The organism is Spirillospora sp. NPDC127506 (assembly GCF_040302145.1).
In the GTDB taxonomy this organism is placed as follows: Bacteria; Actinomycetota; Actinomycetes; order Streptosporangiales; family Streptosporangiaceae; genus Spirillospora.
Map to the genome: position 1 here is coordinate 21,805 of NZ_JBEORG010000039.1, position 14,685 is coordinate 36,489.

Here is a 14,685-nt window from a genome sequence, read left to right on the forward strand (position 1 = left end):
GCCCGTGGCGGCACCCGCCGCCACGGGCCCGTGCCCCTTCTCGGGCACGAGATTCGCCGACCCGTCCCGGACGGCGGCGACGCCGAGTATGCGAACATATGTTCGTGTCCGGTGGCGCCACGATCCTGCACGCCGACCTGGACGCGTTCTACGCGTCGGTCGAGCAGCGCGACGACCCGGCGCTGCGCGGGCGGCCGGTGATCGTCGGGGGCGGCGTGGTGCTGGCGGCGAGCTACGAGGCCAAGGCCCACGGCGTGCGGACGGCGATGAGCGGCGGCCAGGCGCGGCGCCTCTGCCCGCGGGCGGTCGTCGTCCCGCCCCGCATGAGCGCCTACAGCGAGGCGAGCAGGGCCGTGTTCGCCGTGTTCCGCGCCACCACCCCGCTCGTCGAGGGCCTGTCGATCGACGAGGCGTTCCTCGACGTGGACGGGCTGCGCGCGGACCCCGCCGACGTCGCCGCCCGGCTGCGGCGGGAGATCGCCGAGGAGGTCGGCCTCCCGATCACGGTCGGGGTGGCGCGGACCAAGTTCCTCGCCAAGGTCGCCAGCGGCGTCGCCAAACCGGACGGCCTCCTGGTCGTGCCGCCGGACGGCGAGCTCGATTTCCTGCGCCCGCTCCCGGTGCGGCGGCTGTGGGGCGTCGGGCCGGCGACCGCGGCCAAGCTCGCGAGGTTCGGCGTCGCCACGGTGGGCGACGTGGCGGACATGCCCGAGTCCGCACTCGTGTCGATGCTCGGCCCGGGAGCGGGCCGCCACCTGCACGCCCTCGCGCTCAACCGGGACCCGCGCCCGGTGCATACCGGCGCGCGCCGCCGGTCCATGGGCGCGCAGCGCGCCCTGGGGCGCCGCCGCCGGTCGCCCGAGGAGCTGGACGCCCTGCTCGTCGGGCTGGCCGACCGGCTCGGCGGCCGGCTGCGCAAGGCCCGGCGCGTCTGCCGGACGGTCACCCTCCGGCTGCGCTTCGGCGACTTCACCCGGGCCGCCCGCTCCCGGACGATGCCCCAGGCGACCGCCGAGACCTCCGCGATCCTCGCCGCGGCGCGCCGCCTGCTGGCCGCCGCCGCGCCGCTGATCGAGGAGCGCGGCCTGACGCTGATCGGCGTCTCGCTGGGCAACCTGCACGACGACCGGGCCGTCCAGCTCGCGCTCCCGTTCGACCAGGCCATGGCCGTGGACGGCGCGGTGGACGGCGTCCGCGGACGCTTCGGCTCGTCCGCCATCACCCGCGCCGTCCTGCTGGGCCGCGACCAGGGCGTACAGGTCCCGATGCTCCCCGACTAGGGCGGTTCCGCGCCGGCCGGTCCGGCGTCCGCCCGCGGGCGGCCCGGCTGACGCGAAGGTTCTTCCCGTCTTCGCCGTCGGCAAGAATGATGGGCTGACGAGTGGGATGGGAGAAACCGGGTGAGTGCCGCGAAGAAGCAGGCCCAGACCAGGGAGAGCAAGGCGGAGTTCTGCTACGGGCTGCTGAGGTCGCGCATCCTCGACGGCACCTACGTGCCCGGATACCGGCTGGTCATCAACCAGCTCGCGCACGAGACCGGGGTCAGCACGATCCCGCTGCGCGAGGCGCTGCGCCGGCTGCAGTCCGACGGGCTCGTCGAGGTGGTGCGCAACGTCGGCGCCCGCGTCGCGGTGTTCGACGACGAGCAGGTGGAGCACACCCTGCAGATCCTCGCCCGGCTGGAGGGCTACGCCACCGCGATCGCCGCGCCGGCCATGTCGGCCGGGGACGTCGCCGCGTCCCGCAAGATCAACGACCGGATGGCGGAGGCGCTGGAGGAGTTCGACCCGGCCGCGTTCACCGCGCTGAACCGCGAGTTCCACTTCTCGATCTACGAGCACTGCCCCGACGGCCACCTGCGGTCCCTGCTGGAGGCGGAGTGGACGCGCCTGGACCACATGCGCCGCTCCGCGTTCGCCTACGCCCCCGGGCGGGCCCGCCGCTCGGTGGCCGAGCACGGGCGCATCCTGACCCTGATCAGCGAGAAGGCGGACGCGGCCGAGATCGAGCGCGCCGCCCGCGCGCACAAGAACGCCGCGGCCGGGTCCCCGCGCGCCGCCCGCCCGGCCCCGCACGAGTAGCGCCGCGGTGCCCCGCCCACGGTCGGTCCCGATGCGGACGCTCCGCGGTCCATGAGACGATCATCGGACCGGGGATGAGCGGAGTTTGCGAATGGCCGATGAGAGGTGGACTCCCGCCGACGTGGATCTGGCCACCCCCAACACGGCCCGGATCTACGACTACCTGCTCGGCGGCAAGGACAACTACGCGGCGGACCGGGAGGTCGCCGAGCGGCTGCTCGACGTCATCCCGGAGGCGCGGACGGCGGCGCGGGAGAACCACGCCTTCATCGGCCGCGCCGTCCGGTTCCTCGCGCGCGAGGGCGTCCGGCAGTTCATCGACATCGGCAGCAAGCTCCCCGCGAGCGGGAACGTGCACGAGGTCGCCGCGGAGACCGCGCCCGACGCGACCGTCGTGTTCGCCGACGGCGACCCCGTCGTGCTCGCGCACGCCCGCGCGCTCCTCGCCCGGACGCGGCGGGCCGCCTTCGTGCGGTGCGACCCGCTGCGCCCCGACGCCGTCGCCGACGACCCCGAGGTCCGCGCGCTCATCGACTTCGAGCGGCCGGTGGCGGTCGTCCTCGACCGCGTCCTGCACTTCATCGAGGACGACGACGCGGCCGCCGCCGCGCTCCGCCGCCTGCACGCGGCGCTCGCGCCGGGCAGCCACCTGGTCTTCACGCACATCACCCACGAGCCCGAGCCCGAGTCCGGCGGCGACGTCGGCCGGGTGTTCAAGCCGACCAGCGGGCACTTCTGGGGCCGCGGCCGGGCCGGGATCCTCGGCATCGTCGGGTGCTTCGACCTCGTCGAGCCGGGCCTGACCTACACGCCCGAGTGGCGGCCCGACCCGTCCGCGCCGCGGGCCGCCCACCCGGAGCGCACCTTCACCCTGGCGGGCGTGGGCCGCCGCCGCTGACCGACAGGGCGCGCAGCCGGCGCCGCCAGCCGGGCAGGCCGGCCCGCGCGGCCCGCCCGTGGGCGCGCGCCGGCCCGGTCCCGCCGCCGAGGTCGTGCACCCAGCCCTGGTGGCTGCGGCCGGTCACCTCCAGCCGGACGAGCGGGACGTAGGAGTCGGCGCGGATCCCCTCGTACCCGTGCCGGACGATCGAGTGGTAGATGTCCTCGGACACGACCAGCACCAGCGGCGCGCGGGTGCGGCGCAGCGCGTCCTTCGCCTCCGCCGAGTCGAGCAGCCGGAACGCGACGTCCAGCGCCTCGCCGAAATTGCCGTGCCCGTCGTTGTGCACCTCTCCGGCGTGCACGACGACCCGGACGCGAATTCGCCGGTCGCCGCCCGGGGAGATCGTCTGCGCCGAATTGTATTCGGCGAGCAGCGCGGACAGGATCGGGATCACCGGGTGCAGCAGCAGCGTTTTCGGCACCTCGTCGAAAGGGTGCACCAGCACCAGCGCGCCGTCGCCCCGGTCGACGTACTCCTCCCGGTACCGCCGCCCGATTCCGGCCCGGTTGAACGCCTCCTCCAGCAGCGTGTACAGCGTGCGCCGCAACTCGGCCTTGACCGGGTCGGTGCGGGCGGTGGACCCCTCGATGTCCACCGCCAGGATCGCCCGGTACCGCGGCCGGACCCGCGCCCGGCCGGCGGCCGGGACCAGCGGCCCGGGCGCGCCGGCGAGCACGGGCCCCCCGGCCCCCGGCCCCCCGCCGCGCACGGCCGTCTCGTAGTTCATCCCCCCGCGCCCCTTTCTCCGTGCCCCCATTGTTCGCGGGAAACGATCCTGGCATTGCACGCCTTCTCCGGCAACCCAGGCGAACCCGGACCGGAGACCGGGTTTCCCCGGTGAATGTGAATTCCTTTCATCGGGTGTTGAAAGGGCCGCTGACCGGCGCTGCGGCGGGCGGCCGTCCCGAGTCAAGGGGTGCGCGTCCCGAATGGTCCCGGAGGCGCGGGACTCCGGCCCCGCAAGATCGGGACGGAAACGCCGGAACGGCACGCGCATCGATCGGATAACGCCGCTGTGCGGACGGCGGCGAATGGGGAACAATTCCGGTGCGGCCGGTCCGGCCGGCGCCGCGTCCGGGAAAGCACGGAGCGCCGCCCCGTGGGTTTCCGGTGGCAGGACGCCCCCCGAGGTCCGAGCATGGAGAGGGTGGTCGTGGTGATTTCCGCACCGCGGCGGCGCAGGTCGCCACCGTGGTTCGGCGCGGAGACGAGGCGCGCCCTCGTCGCCGGGCTGGCGGTGGCGGGGCTGGCGCTCCTGGCCGGCTGGCCGTACTGGCGGCACCATCCGGCCGCCGCCGCGATCACACTGGTCGGCTGCGCCGCCATCGCCGTGGACGGCGTGCTGCTCTCCACCGGGGGCCGCACCCGCCGCACCGGGCTGCTGTTCACCGTCGCGTCGGTCTGCTGGGCGGTCAACTGGGCGGCGAGCTGGGACGCGACCATCGGGCCGATCATGTCCCCGTACGCGCAGGCCACCTTCTACCTCGCGCTCGCCGTGGGCGTCCTGCTCTACCCGGCCGGGCGGCTGGAGTACCTGGCCGACCGGATCTGGACGGTCCTGGCGTGCGTGGTCCTCTGGGGATGCCCGACCGCGCTGTGGGTCACCTCGAAGCCGGAGTGGGCGGCGTTCCGCGGCGAATCGGTGTGGTGGCCCGCGCCGTTCCCGGACCTCGACGTCTTCCGGATCGTCCTGCGGGTCTCCGGCACCCTGTACGTCGTCCTCGCCTTCTCGTTCGCCCTCGTGCTGATGCTGCGGCTGCCGCGGATGGGCCGGATGCGGCGGCTGCTCACCCTCCCCGTCACCGTCGCCGTCGGGTTCGTGGCGATCCTGGCCGCGCTGACGCAGAAGCCGATCATGGAGGACTCGCTCCCGCTGGACGACCTCCTGCGCGTCTACGTCGTGCAGGGCGCCGTCATCGTGCTCGTCCCGCTGACCCTGCTGGCGTCCGGGCTGCGCGTCCGCATCAGCGAGCTGACCGTCGCCGGCCGCATGCTCCGCCTGACCGCGCCGATCTCGGTCGAGCGGGTCCGGGACGCGCTCCGCGACGTCCTGCACGACCCGACGCTGGAGCTGTGGTTCTGGGCGCCGATGGAGGAGACCTACGTCGACACCGCAGGCCACCCCGTCGACCTCGACCCGGAGGGCGACGCCGGCGCGGGCGCCGACGGGCGCTGGCGGCGCCGGGTGCGCAGCGCCGCCGGGGACCCGCTCGCCGTCGTCGAGCTGGGCGGCGCGCTCCGCGACCACGAGTCGCTGGTCGAGGCCGCGCTCGCCGCGGGCGGCCGGGCGCTGGAGACCGCGCGGCTGCAGGCCAGCGTGCACGCCGGCCTGGAGCAGGTCCGCGCCGCCTACCGGCGGCTCGTCCGCGCCGAGACCGTCGAGCGCGAGCGCCTCGCCCGCGACCTGCACGACGGTGCGCAGCAGCGGCTCCTCGCGCTCGGCGCGATGCTCGGCACGCTGGAGGCCGTGACCGACGACCCGGCGGTGAAGGAGCACGCCCGCAACTGCCGCGCCGAGCTGATGGAGGCGCTGGCCGAGCTGCGCGCGCTCGCCCGCGAGGTGCAGCCGGCGCTGCTCGTCCAGGACGGGCTCGGCCCGGCGCTGGAGGTGCTCGCCGAGCGGATCGGCGTCCGGGTGCGGCTCGACATCGCCCCGCGCCGGTTCTCCCGCGAGATCGAGTCCACGCTTTACTCGGTGCTTTGCGAGAGTCTGTCGTACGCTGTCGACCGCGCGCACGCGAGCCAGGTGCATGTCCGGGTCGGCCACGAGGACGGCCGGCTGGCCGCGGAGATGACCTGTGACGGCGCGGGGCCCTGCGACCCCGCCGCCGACCTCGCCGGGCTGTCCGGCCGGGTCCGGGCGCTGCGCGGGCAGGTGGCGGTCGGAGGCGGTCCCGGCGGGGGCACGACGGTGAGGATGGACCTTCCATGCGAGTAGCCGTGGCGGAGGACAGCGGGATCTTCCGGCAGGCGCTGGTCACCCTGCTCACCACGGTCGGCATCGAGGTCGTGGCGTCCGCGGGCTCCGGCGAGGAGCTGCTCGCGCGCGTCGCCGGCGATCCGCCCGACGTGGCGATCGTCGACCTGCACATGCCGCCGACGTTCAGCAACGAGGGCGTCGTCGCCGCCCGCCGGCTGCTGGAGCGCCACCCGGGCCTCGGCGTCCTGGTCCTGTCCGCCTACAACGAGACCCCGCAGGCGATGGAGCTGTTCCGCGACCAGCCGCGCGGCGTCGGCTACCTGCTGAAGGACCACGTCACCGACGTCGACAACCTGCGCTCGGCGCTGGAGCGGGTGATGCGCGGCGAGGTCGTCATCGACCCGGACGTGGTGAGCCGGCTCGTCGAGGCCCGGCACCGCGAGCAGGAGCTGTCCCGGCTGTCCGGGCGCGAGCGGGAGGTCCTGGCGCTGATGGCGGAGGGCCACTCGAACGCGGGGATCGGCAAGCGGCTGCACCTGTCCGCCCGGACGGTCGAGGACCACGTCCGCGCCATCTTCACCAAGCTGAAGATCGCCTCGGCGGGCGGGCCGCCGGGGCCGCAGGACAGCAACAAGCGGGTGCTGGCCGTCCTCACCTGGCTGCGGGCCGCCGAGACGCGCTGACGCCCGCCCCGCGCGCATCAATCGGGTAACGGGCCCTCCCAGTTTCCGCCCCGAGTGCGGAACACTGACCGCGGGAGTGGAGTCGGTGGCTCCGGTGGTGGCCCCCGCACGCCACCGGCACGCGCCGCGAGCCCGTGCCGGGGCCCCGTGCCAGGGCGCCGCGTCCGGCACGCTTCCATGCTCGCGGTGCCGCGTGCCCCGCACATCCGGGAAAACCCCACTCCCGGACGGTGGTTTCCCGGGACGACACGGAAGGAACGCGGTTGAGGGCCGTCCCCCGCTGGCCGCTGTGGCTGGGCGCGCGGGTCCGCCGCGCCCTGGGCGCGGGCGCGGCCGTCGCGGCGGCCGCGCTGGCGTGCGGCTGGCCGTACTGGCGCGGGCACCCCGTCGCCGCCGTCGTCACCCTGGCCTGCTGCGGCGGGTTCGCCGTCGCCGGCGGGCTGCTCGCCGCCGGCCGGCTCGGGCGGCGGACGGGCGCGGCGTTCATCTTCGCCGCGGCGGCATGGGCGGTCACCTGGGCGGGGGCGTGGAACGCCGGCGCGGCGCCGGTGGTCTCCCTGTTCGCCCAGTCGGTGTTCTTCGTCGCGATCGGCATCGGCGTCGTGATGTACCCGGGCGGCCGCCTGGAGGGCACCGCCGCCCGGCTGTGGACGGCCGCCGCCGTCGTCGTCATGGTCGGCGGGCAGGCGCTGCTGTGCGCGGTGTCGCGGCCCGGCTGGAACGGCTTCGCCTCCTCGGCCGCCTGGCCGTCCGTCCACCCCGACGAGGAGGTCTTCCGCTGCGTCCAGCGGGCCGTGACGGTCGCCATGGTCGCGCTCGCCGGCGCGCTGGTGGTCCTGCTGCTGGCGCGGGTGCCCCGGACCGGGCGGCTGGACCGCGCGTTCACCGTGCCCGTCGTGGTGGCGGTGACGGTCGGCGTCAGCATCGCCCTGGCCGTCCAGGGCACGCTCCTCGGCACGGCGGTCACCCTCGACGACGTCCTGAAGGTCTACTTCGTCCAGGGGTTCTGCGCCACGACGCTGCCGATCGTCTTCCTGTTCACCGCGCTGCGCGCCCGTCTGTCCGAGCTGACCGTGGCGGAGCGGATGCACCGCCTCACCGCCCCGGTCTCGGTGGAGAAGGTCCGCGACGCGCTGCGCAGCGTCCTCGGCGACGGCACCCTCGACCTGTGGCTGTGGGCCGAGGACGGCTACGTCGGGGTGGACGGGCGCCGGATGGAGGCCCCGCTGGAACCGGGGCCGGGCCGCTGGCGGCACGAGGTGCGCACGTCCGGCGGCGAGCCCCTCGCCACCGTCGACGTCGCCGCCGCGCTCCGCGACCACGAGCCGCTCGTCGAGGCGGCGCTGACCGCGGGCGGCCGGGCGCTGGAGACCGTCCGGCTGGAGGCCGCCGCGCAGGCCAACCTCGAACGGGCCCGCGACGCGCAGGAGCTCCTCGTCCGCGTCCAGGCCGCCGAGCGCGAGCGGCTCGCCGCGGACCTGCAGCGCAGCGCCCGCGCCCGGCTCCGCGCGCTGGAGGAGACCCTCGCCCGGCTGGAGGACGCCGCCGCCGACCCGGCGGCGCGCGAGCAGGCCCAGGTCTGCCGCCGCGAACTCGCCGAGGCCGTCGCCGAACTCGACGACCTGGCCCGCGGCGTCCACCCGGCGATCCTCGCCGACGCCGGCCTGGGCCCGGCCATGGAGCTGGTCGCGTCCCGCGCCCCGGTACCGGTCCGGCTGGACCTGCCCGCCGACCGCTTCCCGCCCGAGATCGAGTCGACCCTGTACTTCGCGCTCTGCGAGGCCCTCACGAACGCCGTCAAGCACGCGGGGGCCGGCACGGTCGAGGTGACCGTCCGCTCCGGCCGAGCCGAGATCACGGCGGAGGTCCGCGACGACGGCGCGGGCGGCGCGGCCCCGTCCCCGCGCGGCGGCCTCGCCGGCCTGACCGACCGCATCCGGGCCCTCCGCGGCACCGTGACCATCGACAGCCCACCGGGCCGGGGCACCACCCTGGCCATCACCCTCCCCGCGGGGGACGCGTCCGCCCGGTGAGCGGGCGCGGCGGAGGGCCTTCAGCCGTGCCGGGACGCGGGCCAGACCTCGGTCAGCGGAACGCCGACCGCTCCGAGCAGCCGGTGCAGCACCGGCAGGGACAGGCCCATCACGTTCCCGGCGTCCCCGTCGATCCCTTCGACGAACCAGGCGCCCAGGCCTTCGAGCGTGAACGCGCCGGCGACCCGCAGGGGCTCGCCCGTCGCGACGTAGCAGGCGATCTCGTCGTCGCCGGGGGAGCCGAAACGCACTCGGGTGCTCCCCGTCGCGGCCGCGGCCTCGCCCGTGGCGGTGTCGATGACGCAGTGGCCGGTGTGGAGCGTGCCCGTCCTGCCGCGCCTCGCCCGCCACCAGCCGGCCGCCTCCTCGGCCGACCCGGGCTTGCCGAGCGGCCTGCCGTCGAACTCCAGGACGGAGTCGCAGCCGACGACCAGGGCGCCGCGGTCGACCATGGCGGCGACCGCGGACGCCTTGGCGCGGGCCAGTTCCGCGACGAGCGAGGGCGCCGAGTCGGCCGTCACCGCCTCCTCGTCCACCCCGCTCACCACGACGTCCGGGTCCAGACCGGCCTGGCGCAGGATCCGCAGCCGGGCGGGAGAGGCAGAAGCCAGCACGACACTCCGCATCGCGACAGCCTAAAGTGTGGCGGCCGCGATCACGGCGCGCCCGGCCGCCGGGGCTTAGGCTGGGCAGATGCGTGACGACGCCGACCTTCATGCGGACCTCCATGCGGACGTGGCTCGGCGGGCGGTGGCGGCGGCGATCGAGGTGGCCCGCGCGAACTTCGGCCGCACGCTGGACGTCCAGGTCAAGGGCCCGCGCGGCGACGTCGTGACGGAGGTCGACCGGGAGGCCGAGCGGATCATCGTCGCGACGCTGCACGAGCGGTTCCCCGGCCACACGATCGAGGCCGAGGAGTCCGGCACGCTCTACGGCGGGTCCGACCACGTGTGGCTCGTCGACCCGCTGGACGGGACCAACAACTACGCCTACGGGCTGCCCGTCTACGGCGCGGCCGTGACCCTGTGCCACCGGGGCGAGCCGGTCGTGGCCGCCATCGGGGAGGCGCACACCGGCGACGTCGCGTGCGCCGTGCGGGGCCGGGGTGTGACCGTGAACGGGCGGCCCTTCGCGCGGACGGCCCCGCCGTGCGCCGGCCTGCCCGCCACCGCGCTCTGGGCCGGGTACCACACGCAGGGCGACGGCCACCTCGGCGCGCTCACCTCGCTCCTGCACGAGCGGAGCCGGCGCCTCTTCTCGACCTGGGCGCCGACCGCCGACGTCTTCCTCTACCTGCGCGGCGGCCTAGACGCGATCACCGTCTACCAGTGCAGCGGCACCGAGCTGCTGGGCTCGCTGCTGATCCTCCGGGAGGCCGGCGCCGAGATCACGGGAGCCGACGGGCGGCCCGTGCGGCGCCTCGCCGACCTCCCCGAACTCAGCTTCGCCGGGTCCGCGGCGGTCACTCTTCCCCTGGTGGAGGCTCTGACGCCGGCGGGGTCTCCGGCAGGAGCTCCCTGAGCTCTGAGCCGAGCAGGACGCGCTGCCGGTCGAACTCGGGCCCGAGGCCCGGATCGGCCTCGCCGACCAGCGCCACCAGTTCGCCGAGCGCCGCCAGTTCCCGTTCCAGCAGGTACCGGCGGCGGTCGGGATTGCGCAGCAGGACGCGCAGCGTGTAGAGGTCCATGACCCGGATGCGGCGGTAGGCCGGGACCTTCAGGTGCCGGACGGTGGCCCGGAAGAACCGCCCGCATTCGGGGTGGTTGTCGTCGACCCACAGCCCGTCCCCGTACGCCTGGTCGCCGTAGTAGATGCGGTTGTAGCCCATGTGGAAGGACACGGCCTCGGGGTCGGTCTCCATCCGCTTGACGAACGCGTCGAGGAGGTCGTGCCGGTCGTGGTGGAGGGCGTCGGCCACGGCGACCGCGCGCTGCAGGAACGGGTGCTCGGGGAACAGGTCGCCTGACCGCAGGCGGTCCATCGTGTGCGCGTCCGCCACGATCGGCAGCAGGTTCGCGGCCTGCTGCGCGGCCATCAGGTGGCCGGTGCCCGCGTCGATGTCCACTTTGTTGAGCACCGCGAGGAACGTCGCCTCGGTCGCCGCGCGCTTGTCGGGGTCGGCGGAGACGACGAGCAGCAGCTCGCGGACGAAGTCGATGACCTCGTCCGGAAGCGGGTGCAGCAGCAGCTCGGTGCGGTCCGCCCGGTTCTCCGCGCGCCGCTCGTCGAGGCACCTGACGACGTGCCGCGCCGCGCAGAACTCGAAGAAGGACTTGTGCACGAACCGGTACCGCCGCCGGTCGTTGGAGATGATCAGGAAGGACCGGTGGACGAGCTCCCGGCACACCTCGTCCACGGTGCCGTCCACGAGGATGTTCGACTCCAGCCAGCGCCCGGCGATGCGGCGCAGCTCGTCGGCCTCGATGAGCAGGTCCTTGAGCTCGAAGTGCCCCCAGCCGCGGCCCGACGCCAGGGACTTGGAGAAGATCTCCCAGGCCACGCACTCGATCAGCTCGCCCTTCTGCCACCAGGTCAGCTTCGAGGGCTCCTTCGCCTGCTCGCGCTGCAGCCACTTGTCGACGTACCGGCTGTAGATCGCCGAGGTCTCGCCGCCGTGGCCGACGGACAGGAACCCGTCGGCGTCGTGGTCCCGGAGGACGAGGTCGAGCAGCACCTCGGCGGTCATCCGCAGGATGAGCGGCCTGGCGACGGCCTCCCGCAGGGACGGGTTCCCGCCGATGATCCTGATCAGCTCCCCGGCCAGTTCCGGACGCCGCTGGGCCGCGGCGTACCAGCGCAGGAACGCCGTCCCCTGCTCCTCGAAGCGCAGCGGCAGCAGGCGGCCGGCGTTGCCGAACCCGGTCATCAGCTCGGTCGCGTCGACGTAGATGCTGTAGAACGCCGTGCGGGAGGTCAGCAGGGACGGGACCCGGAACAGGCCGAACAGGCTCTCGGGGACGATGCTGGTCAGCAGGTGCGGTGAGCGCATCACCGGGGCCTCGTCGAGCCCGTCGCAGACCAGGACGATGCGGTGGTCGTCCAGCAGCCTGGCGAGCTTGGGCACCTCGGGGAGCGCGACCTTCACCGCCAGCTGCTCCTTGAGCCACAGCGCCTGCTCCTCCGCCCGGGTCAGGCCCGCGTCCGGCGGCTGGGTCTGCGGCCTCATGGCGTTGAGCTGCAGGAAGACGGGGCAGCGGGCCGTGCGGGGCGAGGCGGCGAACTCGTCGGCGAGGCGGGCGAAGACGAGTCCGGCGATGAGGGACTTCCCCGATCCCGGCTCGCCCATCAGCATGACCCGGTCCCCGCCGCGCAGGACGTCGGTGACGACGTCCACGATCGGGCCGCCGTCCCGCAGGGCGCCGGATCCGGAGAAGAACGGGTCGACGAATCCGAACCCGGCCCGCAGCCGCTCCTCGTGCGTGCGGGGGGACGCGCTCCCCTCGACCGGGAGGCGCGCGGCCAGCGCCTCGACCTCCGCCCGGTGGTAGGCGCGGAGCCTGCGGCACTCCAGGTACCCGAGGCGGCGGCGGAACGCCAGGAAGCGGGCGCCGGCCGCGGCGAGCAGTGCGCCGGCGGCGACGGCGGCCAGCCAGTGGGACGCCAGGAAGAGGAGGAGGAAGGCGGGGACGGCGGCGAGGGTACCGATCCAGTCCAGCAGTTCCCGGACGACCTTCAGGTGCCGTATCGCGGGCGCCTGACCGGAAGAGGCCCTGACCGGTCGATTCATCGGAGAGCTCAGACCCCCTGCCGCGCGTGGTGAGGCAATCGCCCGATCGGTCGTCCGCTATTGGTTTATGTCGTGCTTCTAGTGGATCACATCGCGTCGTACGCGTACATCTCTACGACTGTTGATTAATGCACGCAACGCGGGGTTCAGGGGGCGGAGCGGACGACCATGGGGAGGAGGTAGCGGCGGGCGAACGATCGGGCGCCCTCGTCGTCCAGGGGGATGTGGCCCTCGGGGGTGAGGACGAGGGAGTGGGTGAGGCGGACGAGGATCTCGGCGACGACCTCCGGGTCGACGCCGGCGGGGGCGGCGCCCAGGCGCTGCGCGGTGCGCAGGCGGCCGGCGATGTAGCCGCGGGCGGCGGCGAGCAGCGGCCCCGCCTTCACCGTGGAGTGCGGCAGGATCAGTTCCGGCTCGACGACCAGCAGGCGGTTGACCAGCCGCTGCTCGCGGCTGATCCGCAGGGCGACGGCGAACCCCTCGACGAGGCGCTCCTCCAGGGTGGGGAGCGCGGCGACCGCCTCGTCCAGCTCGGCGAAGAAGCGGCGGGCCTCGCGCAGCAGGACGCCGGTGACCAGGTCGCCCTTGGTGGGGAAGCGGCGGTAGATCGTGGCGCGGCCGAGCCCGGACTCGCGGGCCACGTCGTCCATCGTGGTGCGGCGCGGCCCGTAGGTCTCGAAGCAGCGCTGCGCCGCGTCCAGGATGCGGCCGCTCTGCGGCTCGCTCTCCGGGCCGGCGGTGAGCAGGCTGAGCAGGTCGTCGTCGCTCGTCCGGTCGCTCGTCGGGTCGCTGGTCATGGTGCGGCCGACTCTAGCCTCCGCGGGACCGGCGCATGGCGTGCGCGGCGGCGGGGTGCGCCGCCCGCGGGCACTAGTCCGCGGCCAGCGCGTCGAGGGCCTGCTCGGCGGTCGGGTGGGCGACGAGGTGGCGGTCCAGGCCGCTGCGCTCGATGATCGTGCGGAACCGGCGGTCCAGGCCGGCCAGGACGAACTCGCCGCCGGCCCGGTGCGCGGCCTTCCAGATGATGATGAGCGCGTTCAGGCCGGAGGAGTCGCAGAAGCCGACCCGGGAGGCGTCCAGCACGACCAGCGGAGGGCCCGTCAGCTCGCGCATGTCGGCGAGGACGCGTTCGCGCAGCCGGTCGGCCGTCAGGATGGTCAGGTCACCCTCCGCCTGCACGAGCAGGCAGGGCCCGCGCACCTCGCTGCGCACCTCCAGCGTGTCGCCGCCGGGATGGTCCGACGGGTCGCCGGCTCCGAGAGACATGCCGTTCACCTCCGTAGGTACCCGGGCACCCGGCGTACCCGCGAAAGGGCCGGTCATGCAGCGGCGGCCGGGGGTCAGCCCACCCGGATGTACTCGATCGCGGCGTCGGCGAGGCGCCGCGCGGGCGCCTCGTAGCGGTCGCGCAGCTCCAGCAGGACCTGCTGGCCGCGGACGGCGGGCCACCCGGCGGGCAGGTGCTCGACCGGCAGCCGGGGGTCGGTGCGGACGAGCTGCAGCCACTCGGTGGTCATCCACAGGTAGCGGGCGAGGTCGTCGGGGGCGTGGGGGAGCGGGTCTGGGCGGTCCCAGCGGTCCAGGAACGCGCGGTAGCCGGCGGCGAGCCCGTCGAGGTCGAACGCCTCGCGGAGCATGTGCGGGACGTCCGTCGGCTCCTCGGCCGGGCCGGCGAACACCTTCAGGTGCCCGTTCAGGTTGAGGCCCGCGACGATCGGGCGGACGTCCACCCGGGACGGCGCGATCCACGTGCCGTTGCCGAGCGACCCGAACCCCGCCCAGGTCAGCCGGGCGCGCAGGTCGTGCCGGACGCGCTGCCACGACTCCGGCATGGAGAACGCGAGGACGGTCCAGCTGCCGTCCCAGTCGGTGTTGAGCACGCCGCGCCGCCAGACGCGGTCCTCACCGTCGTGCAGGATGCCCTCCGACCTCGGGGTGAGCCCGAAGTGCATGCGGCGCCCCTCGCGGTGCCGCGCCAGCAGGCCGCGGCGGACCATGCGCGTCAGCGTCGACCGGACGGCGTGCTCGCCCACGCCGAGGCGGGCGAAGGTGTCGATGAAGCTTCCGGAGAACACCGCGATGTCCCGCCCCAGCACGTAGTTGCCGAGGTAGGTCAGCATCAGCGACTGCGGCCGGAGCCTCGGGGACGGCTCGCCTGCCGGGGGCGGCCCGGCCGCGCTGTGTGCACTCACCCGTAGAGCTCCCGTCATCCCGCCAGCGTAACGACGGCGCCCGGGGTCCCCGGACCGCTGTCACGCTGATGTTGGGCAAATCATTGACTGCCGTGAAGAATACGCC

At 74.6% G+C, this 14,685-nt stretch carries 13 protein-coding genes; 7 read left to right on the forward strand and 6 right to left on the reverse strand.

Annotation, left to right across the window (positions count from 1 at the left end; genetic code table 11):
* The first annotated feature begins 104 nt into the window (after positions 1-104).
* The 3 genes from dinB (at position 105) to ABTW95_RS28855 (ending at position 2,979) form a co-directional block, all read left to right on the forward strand.
* On the forward strand, positions 105-1,280 hold the full coding sequence (gene dinB / locus ABTW95_RS28845) for a DNA polymerase IV (RefSeq protein ID WP_396448561.1): 1,176 nt from the start codon (positions 105-107) through the stop codon (positions 1,278-1,280).
* A gap of 120 nt (positions 1,281-1,400) precedes the next feature.
* Complete coding sequence (locus ABTW95_RS28850; protein ID WP_500227918.1) at positions 1,401-2,081, forward strand: GntR family transcriptional regulator; 681 nt, start codon at positions 1,401-1,403, stop codon at positions 2,079-2,081.
* A 91-nt stretch (positions 2,082-2,172) separates the two neighbouring features.
* A complete protein-coding gene (locus ABTW95_RS28855; RefSeq protein WP_396448563.1) occupies positions 2,173-2,979 on the forward strand; it encodes an SAM-dependent methyltransferase in 807 nt (268 codons plus the stop codon).
* Here the strand turns inward: ABTW95_RS28855 and ABTW95_RS28860 are convergent.
* Positions 2,948-3,751: a hypothetical protein gene (locus ABTW95_RS28860; protein ID WP_500227919.1), complete on the reverse strand. Its 804-nt coding sequence runs from the start codon at positions 3,749-3,751 to the stop codon at positions 2,948-2,950. The genes ABTW95_RS28855 and ABTW95_RS28860 overlap by 32 nt on opposite strands.
* A gap of 429 nt (positions 3,752-4,180) precedes the next feature.
* On the opposite strand from ABTW95_RS28860, the gene ABTW95_RS28865 reads away from it, so the two are divergent.
* The 3 genes from ABTW95_RS28865 (at position 4,181) to ABTW95_RS28875 (ending at position 8,660) form a co-directional block, all read left to right on the forward strand.
* On the forward strand, positions 4,181-5,962 hold the full coding sequence (locus ABTW95_RS28865; protein WP_500227920.1) for a sensor histidine kinase: 1,782 nt from the start codon (positions 4,181-4,183) through the stop codon (positions 5,960-5,962).
* Positions 5,953-6,627 carry a response regulator transcription factor gene (locus ABTW95_RS28870; protein WP_396448566.1) on the forward strand — a complete coding sequence of 225 codons (675 nt, stop codon included), beginning with the start codon at positions 5,953-5,955 and terminating at the stop codon, positions 6,625-6,627. The genes ABTW95_RS28865 and ABTW95_RS28870 overlap by 10 nt, the downstream gene beginning before the upstream one ends.
* A 263-nt stretch (positions 6,628-6,890) precedes the next feature.
* Positions 6,891-8,660: a sensor histidine kinase gene (locus tag ABTW95_RS28875; RefSeq protein ID WP_500227921.1), complete on the forward strand. Its 1,770-nt coding sequence runs from the start codon at positions 6,891-6,893 to the stop codon at positions 8,658-8,660.
* Between the two features lie 20 nt (positions 8,661-8,680).
* Here the strand turns inward: ABTW95_RS28875 and ABTW95_RS28880 are convergent, their stop codons facing one another.
* The gene (locus tag ABTW95_RS28880) at positions 8,681-9,286 is read right to left on the reverse strand and encodes a nucleoside triphosphate pyrophosphatase (RefSeq protein ID WP_500227922.1); all 606 of its coding nucleotides are present in this window, start codon (positions 9,284-9,286) and stop codon (positions 8,681-8,683) included.
* 67 nt (positions 9,287-9,353) lie between these two features.
* On the opposite strand from ABTW95_RS28880, the gene ABTW95_RS28885 reads away from it, so the two are divergent.
* A complete protein-coding gene (locus tag ABTW95_RS28885) occupies positions 9,354-10,181 on the forward strand; it encodes an inositol monophosphatase family protein (RefSeq protein ID WP_396448569.1) in 828 nt (275 codons plus the stop codon).
* Here the strand turns inward: ABTW95_RS28885 and ABTW95_RS28890 are convergent.
* The 4 genes from ABTW95_RS28890 to ABTW95_RS28905 form a co-directional block, all read right to left on the reverse strand.
* Positions 10,123-12,387 carry an NACHT domain-containing protein gene (locus ABTW95_RS28890; protein WP_500227923.1) on the reverse strand — a complete coding sequence of 755 codons (2,265 nt, stop codon included), beginning with the start codon at positions 12,385-12,387 and terminating at the stop codon, positions 10,123-10,125. The genes ABTW95_RS28885 and ABTW95_RS28890 overlap by 59 nt on opposite strands.
* Positions 12,388-12,533: 146 nt before the next feature.
* Complete coding sequence (locus ABTW95_RS28895) at positions 12,534-13,184, reverse strand: TetR/AcrR family transcriptional regulator (protein ID WP_500227924.1); 651 nt, start codon at positions 13,182-13,184, stop codon at positions 12,534-12,536.
* Positions 13,185-13,257: 73 nt separating this feature from the next.
* Positions 13,258-13,653, reverse strand: coding sequence for an STAS domain-containing protein (locus tag ABTW95_RS28900; RefSeq protein WP_500227925.1), 396 nt, complete (start codon positions 13,651-13,653; stop codon positions 13,258-13,260).
* 74 nt (positions 13,654-13,727) lie between these two features.
* The gene (locus ABTW95_RS28905) at positions 13,728-14,579 is read right to left on the reverse strand and encodes a PaaX family transcriptional regulator (RefSeq protein ID WP_500227926.1); all 852 of its coding nucleotides are present in this window, start codon (positions 14,577-14,579) and stop codon (positions 13,728-13,730) included.
* Positions 14,580-14,685: the final 106 nt, after the last annotated feature.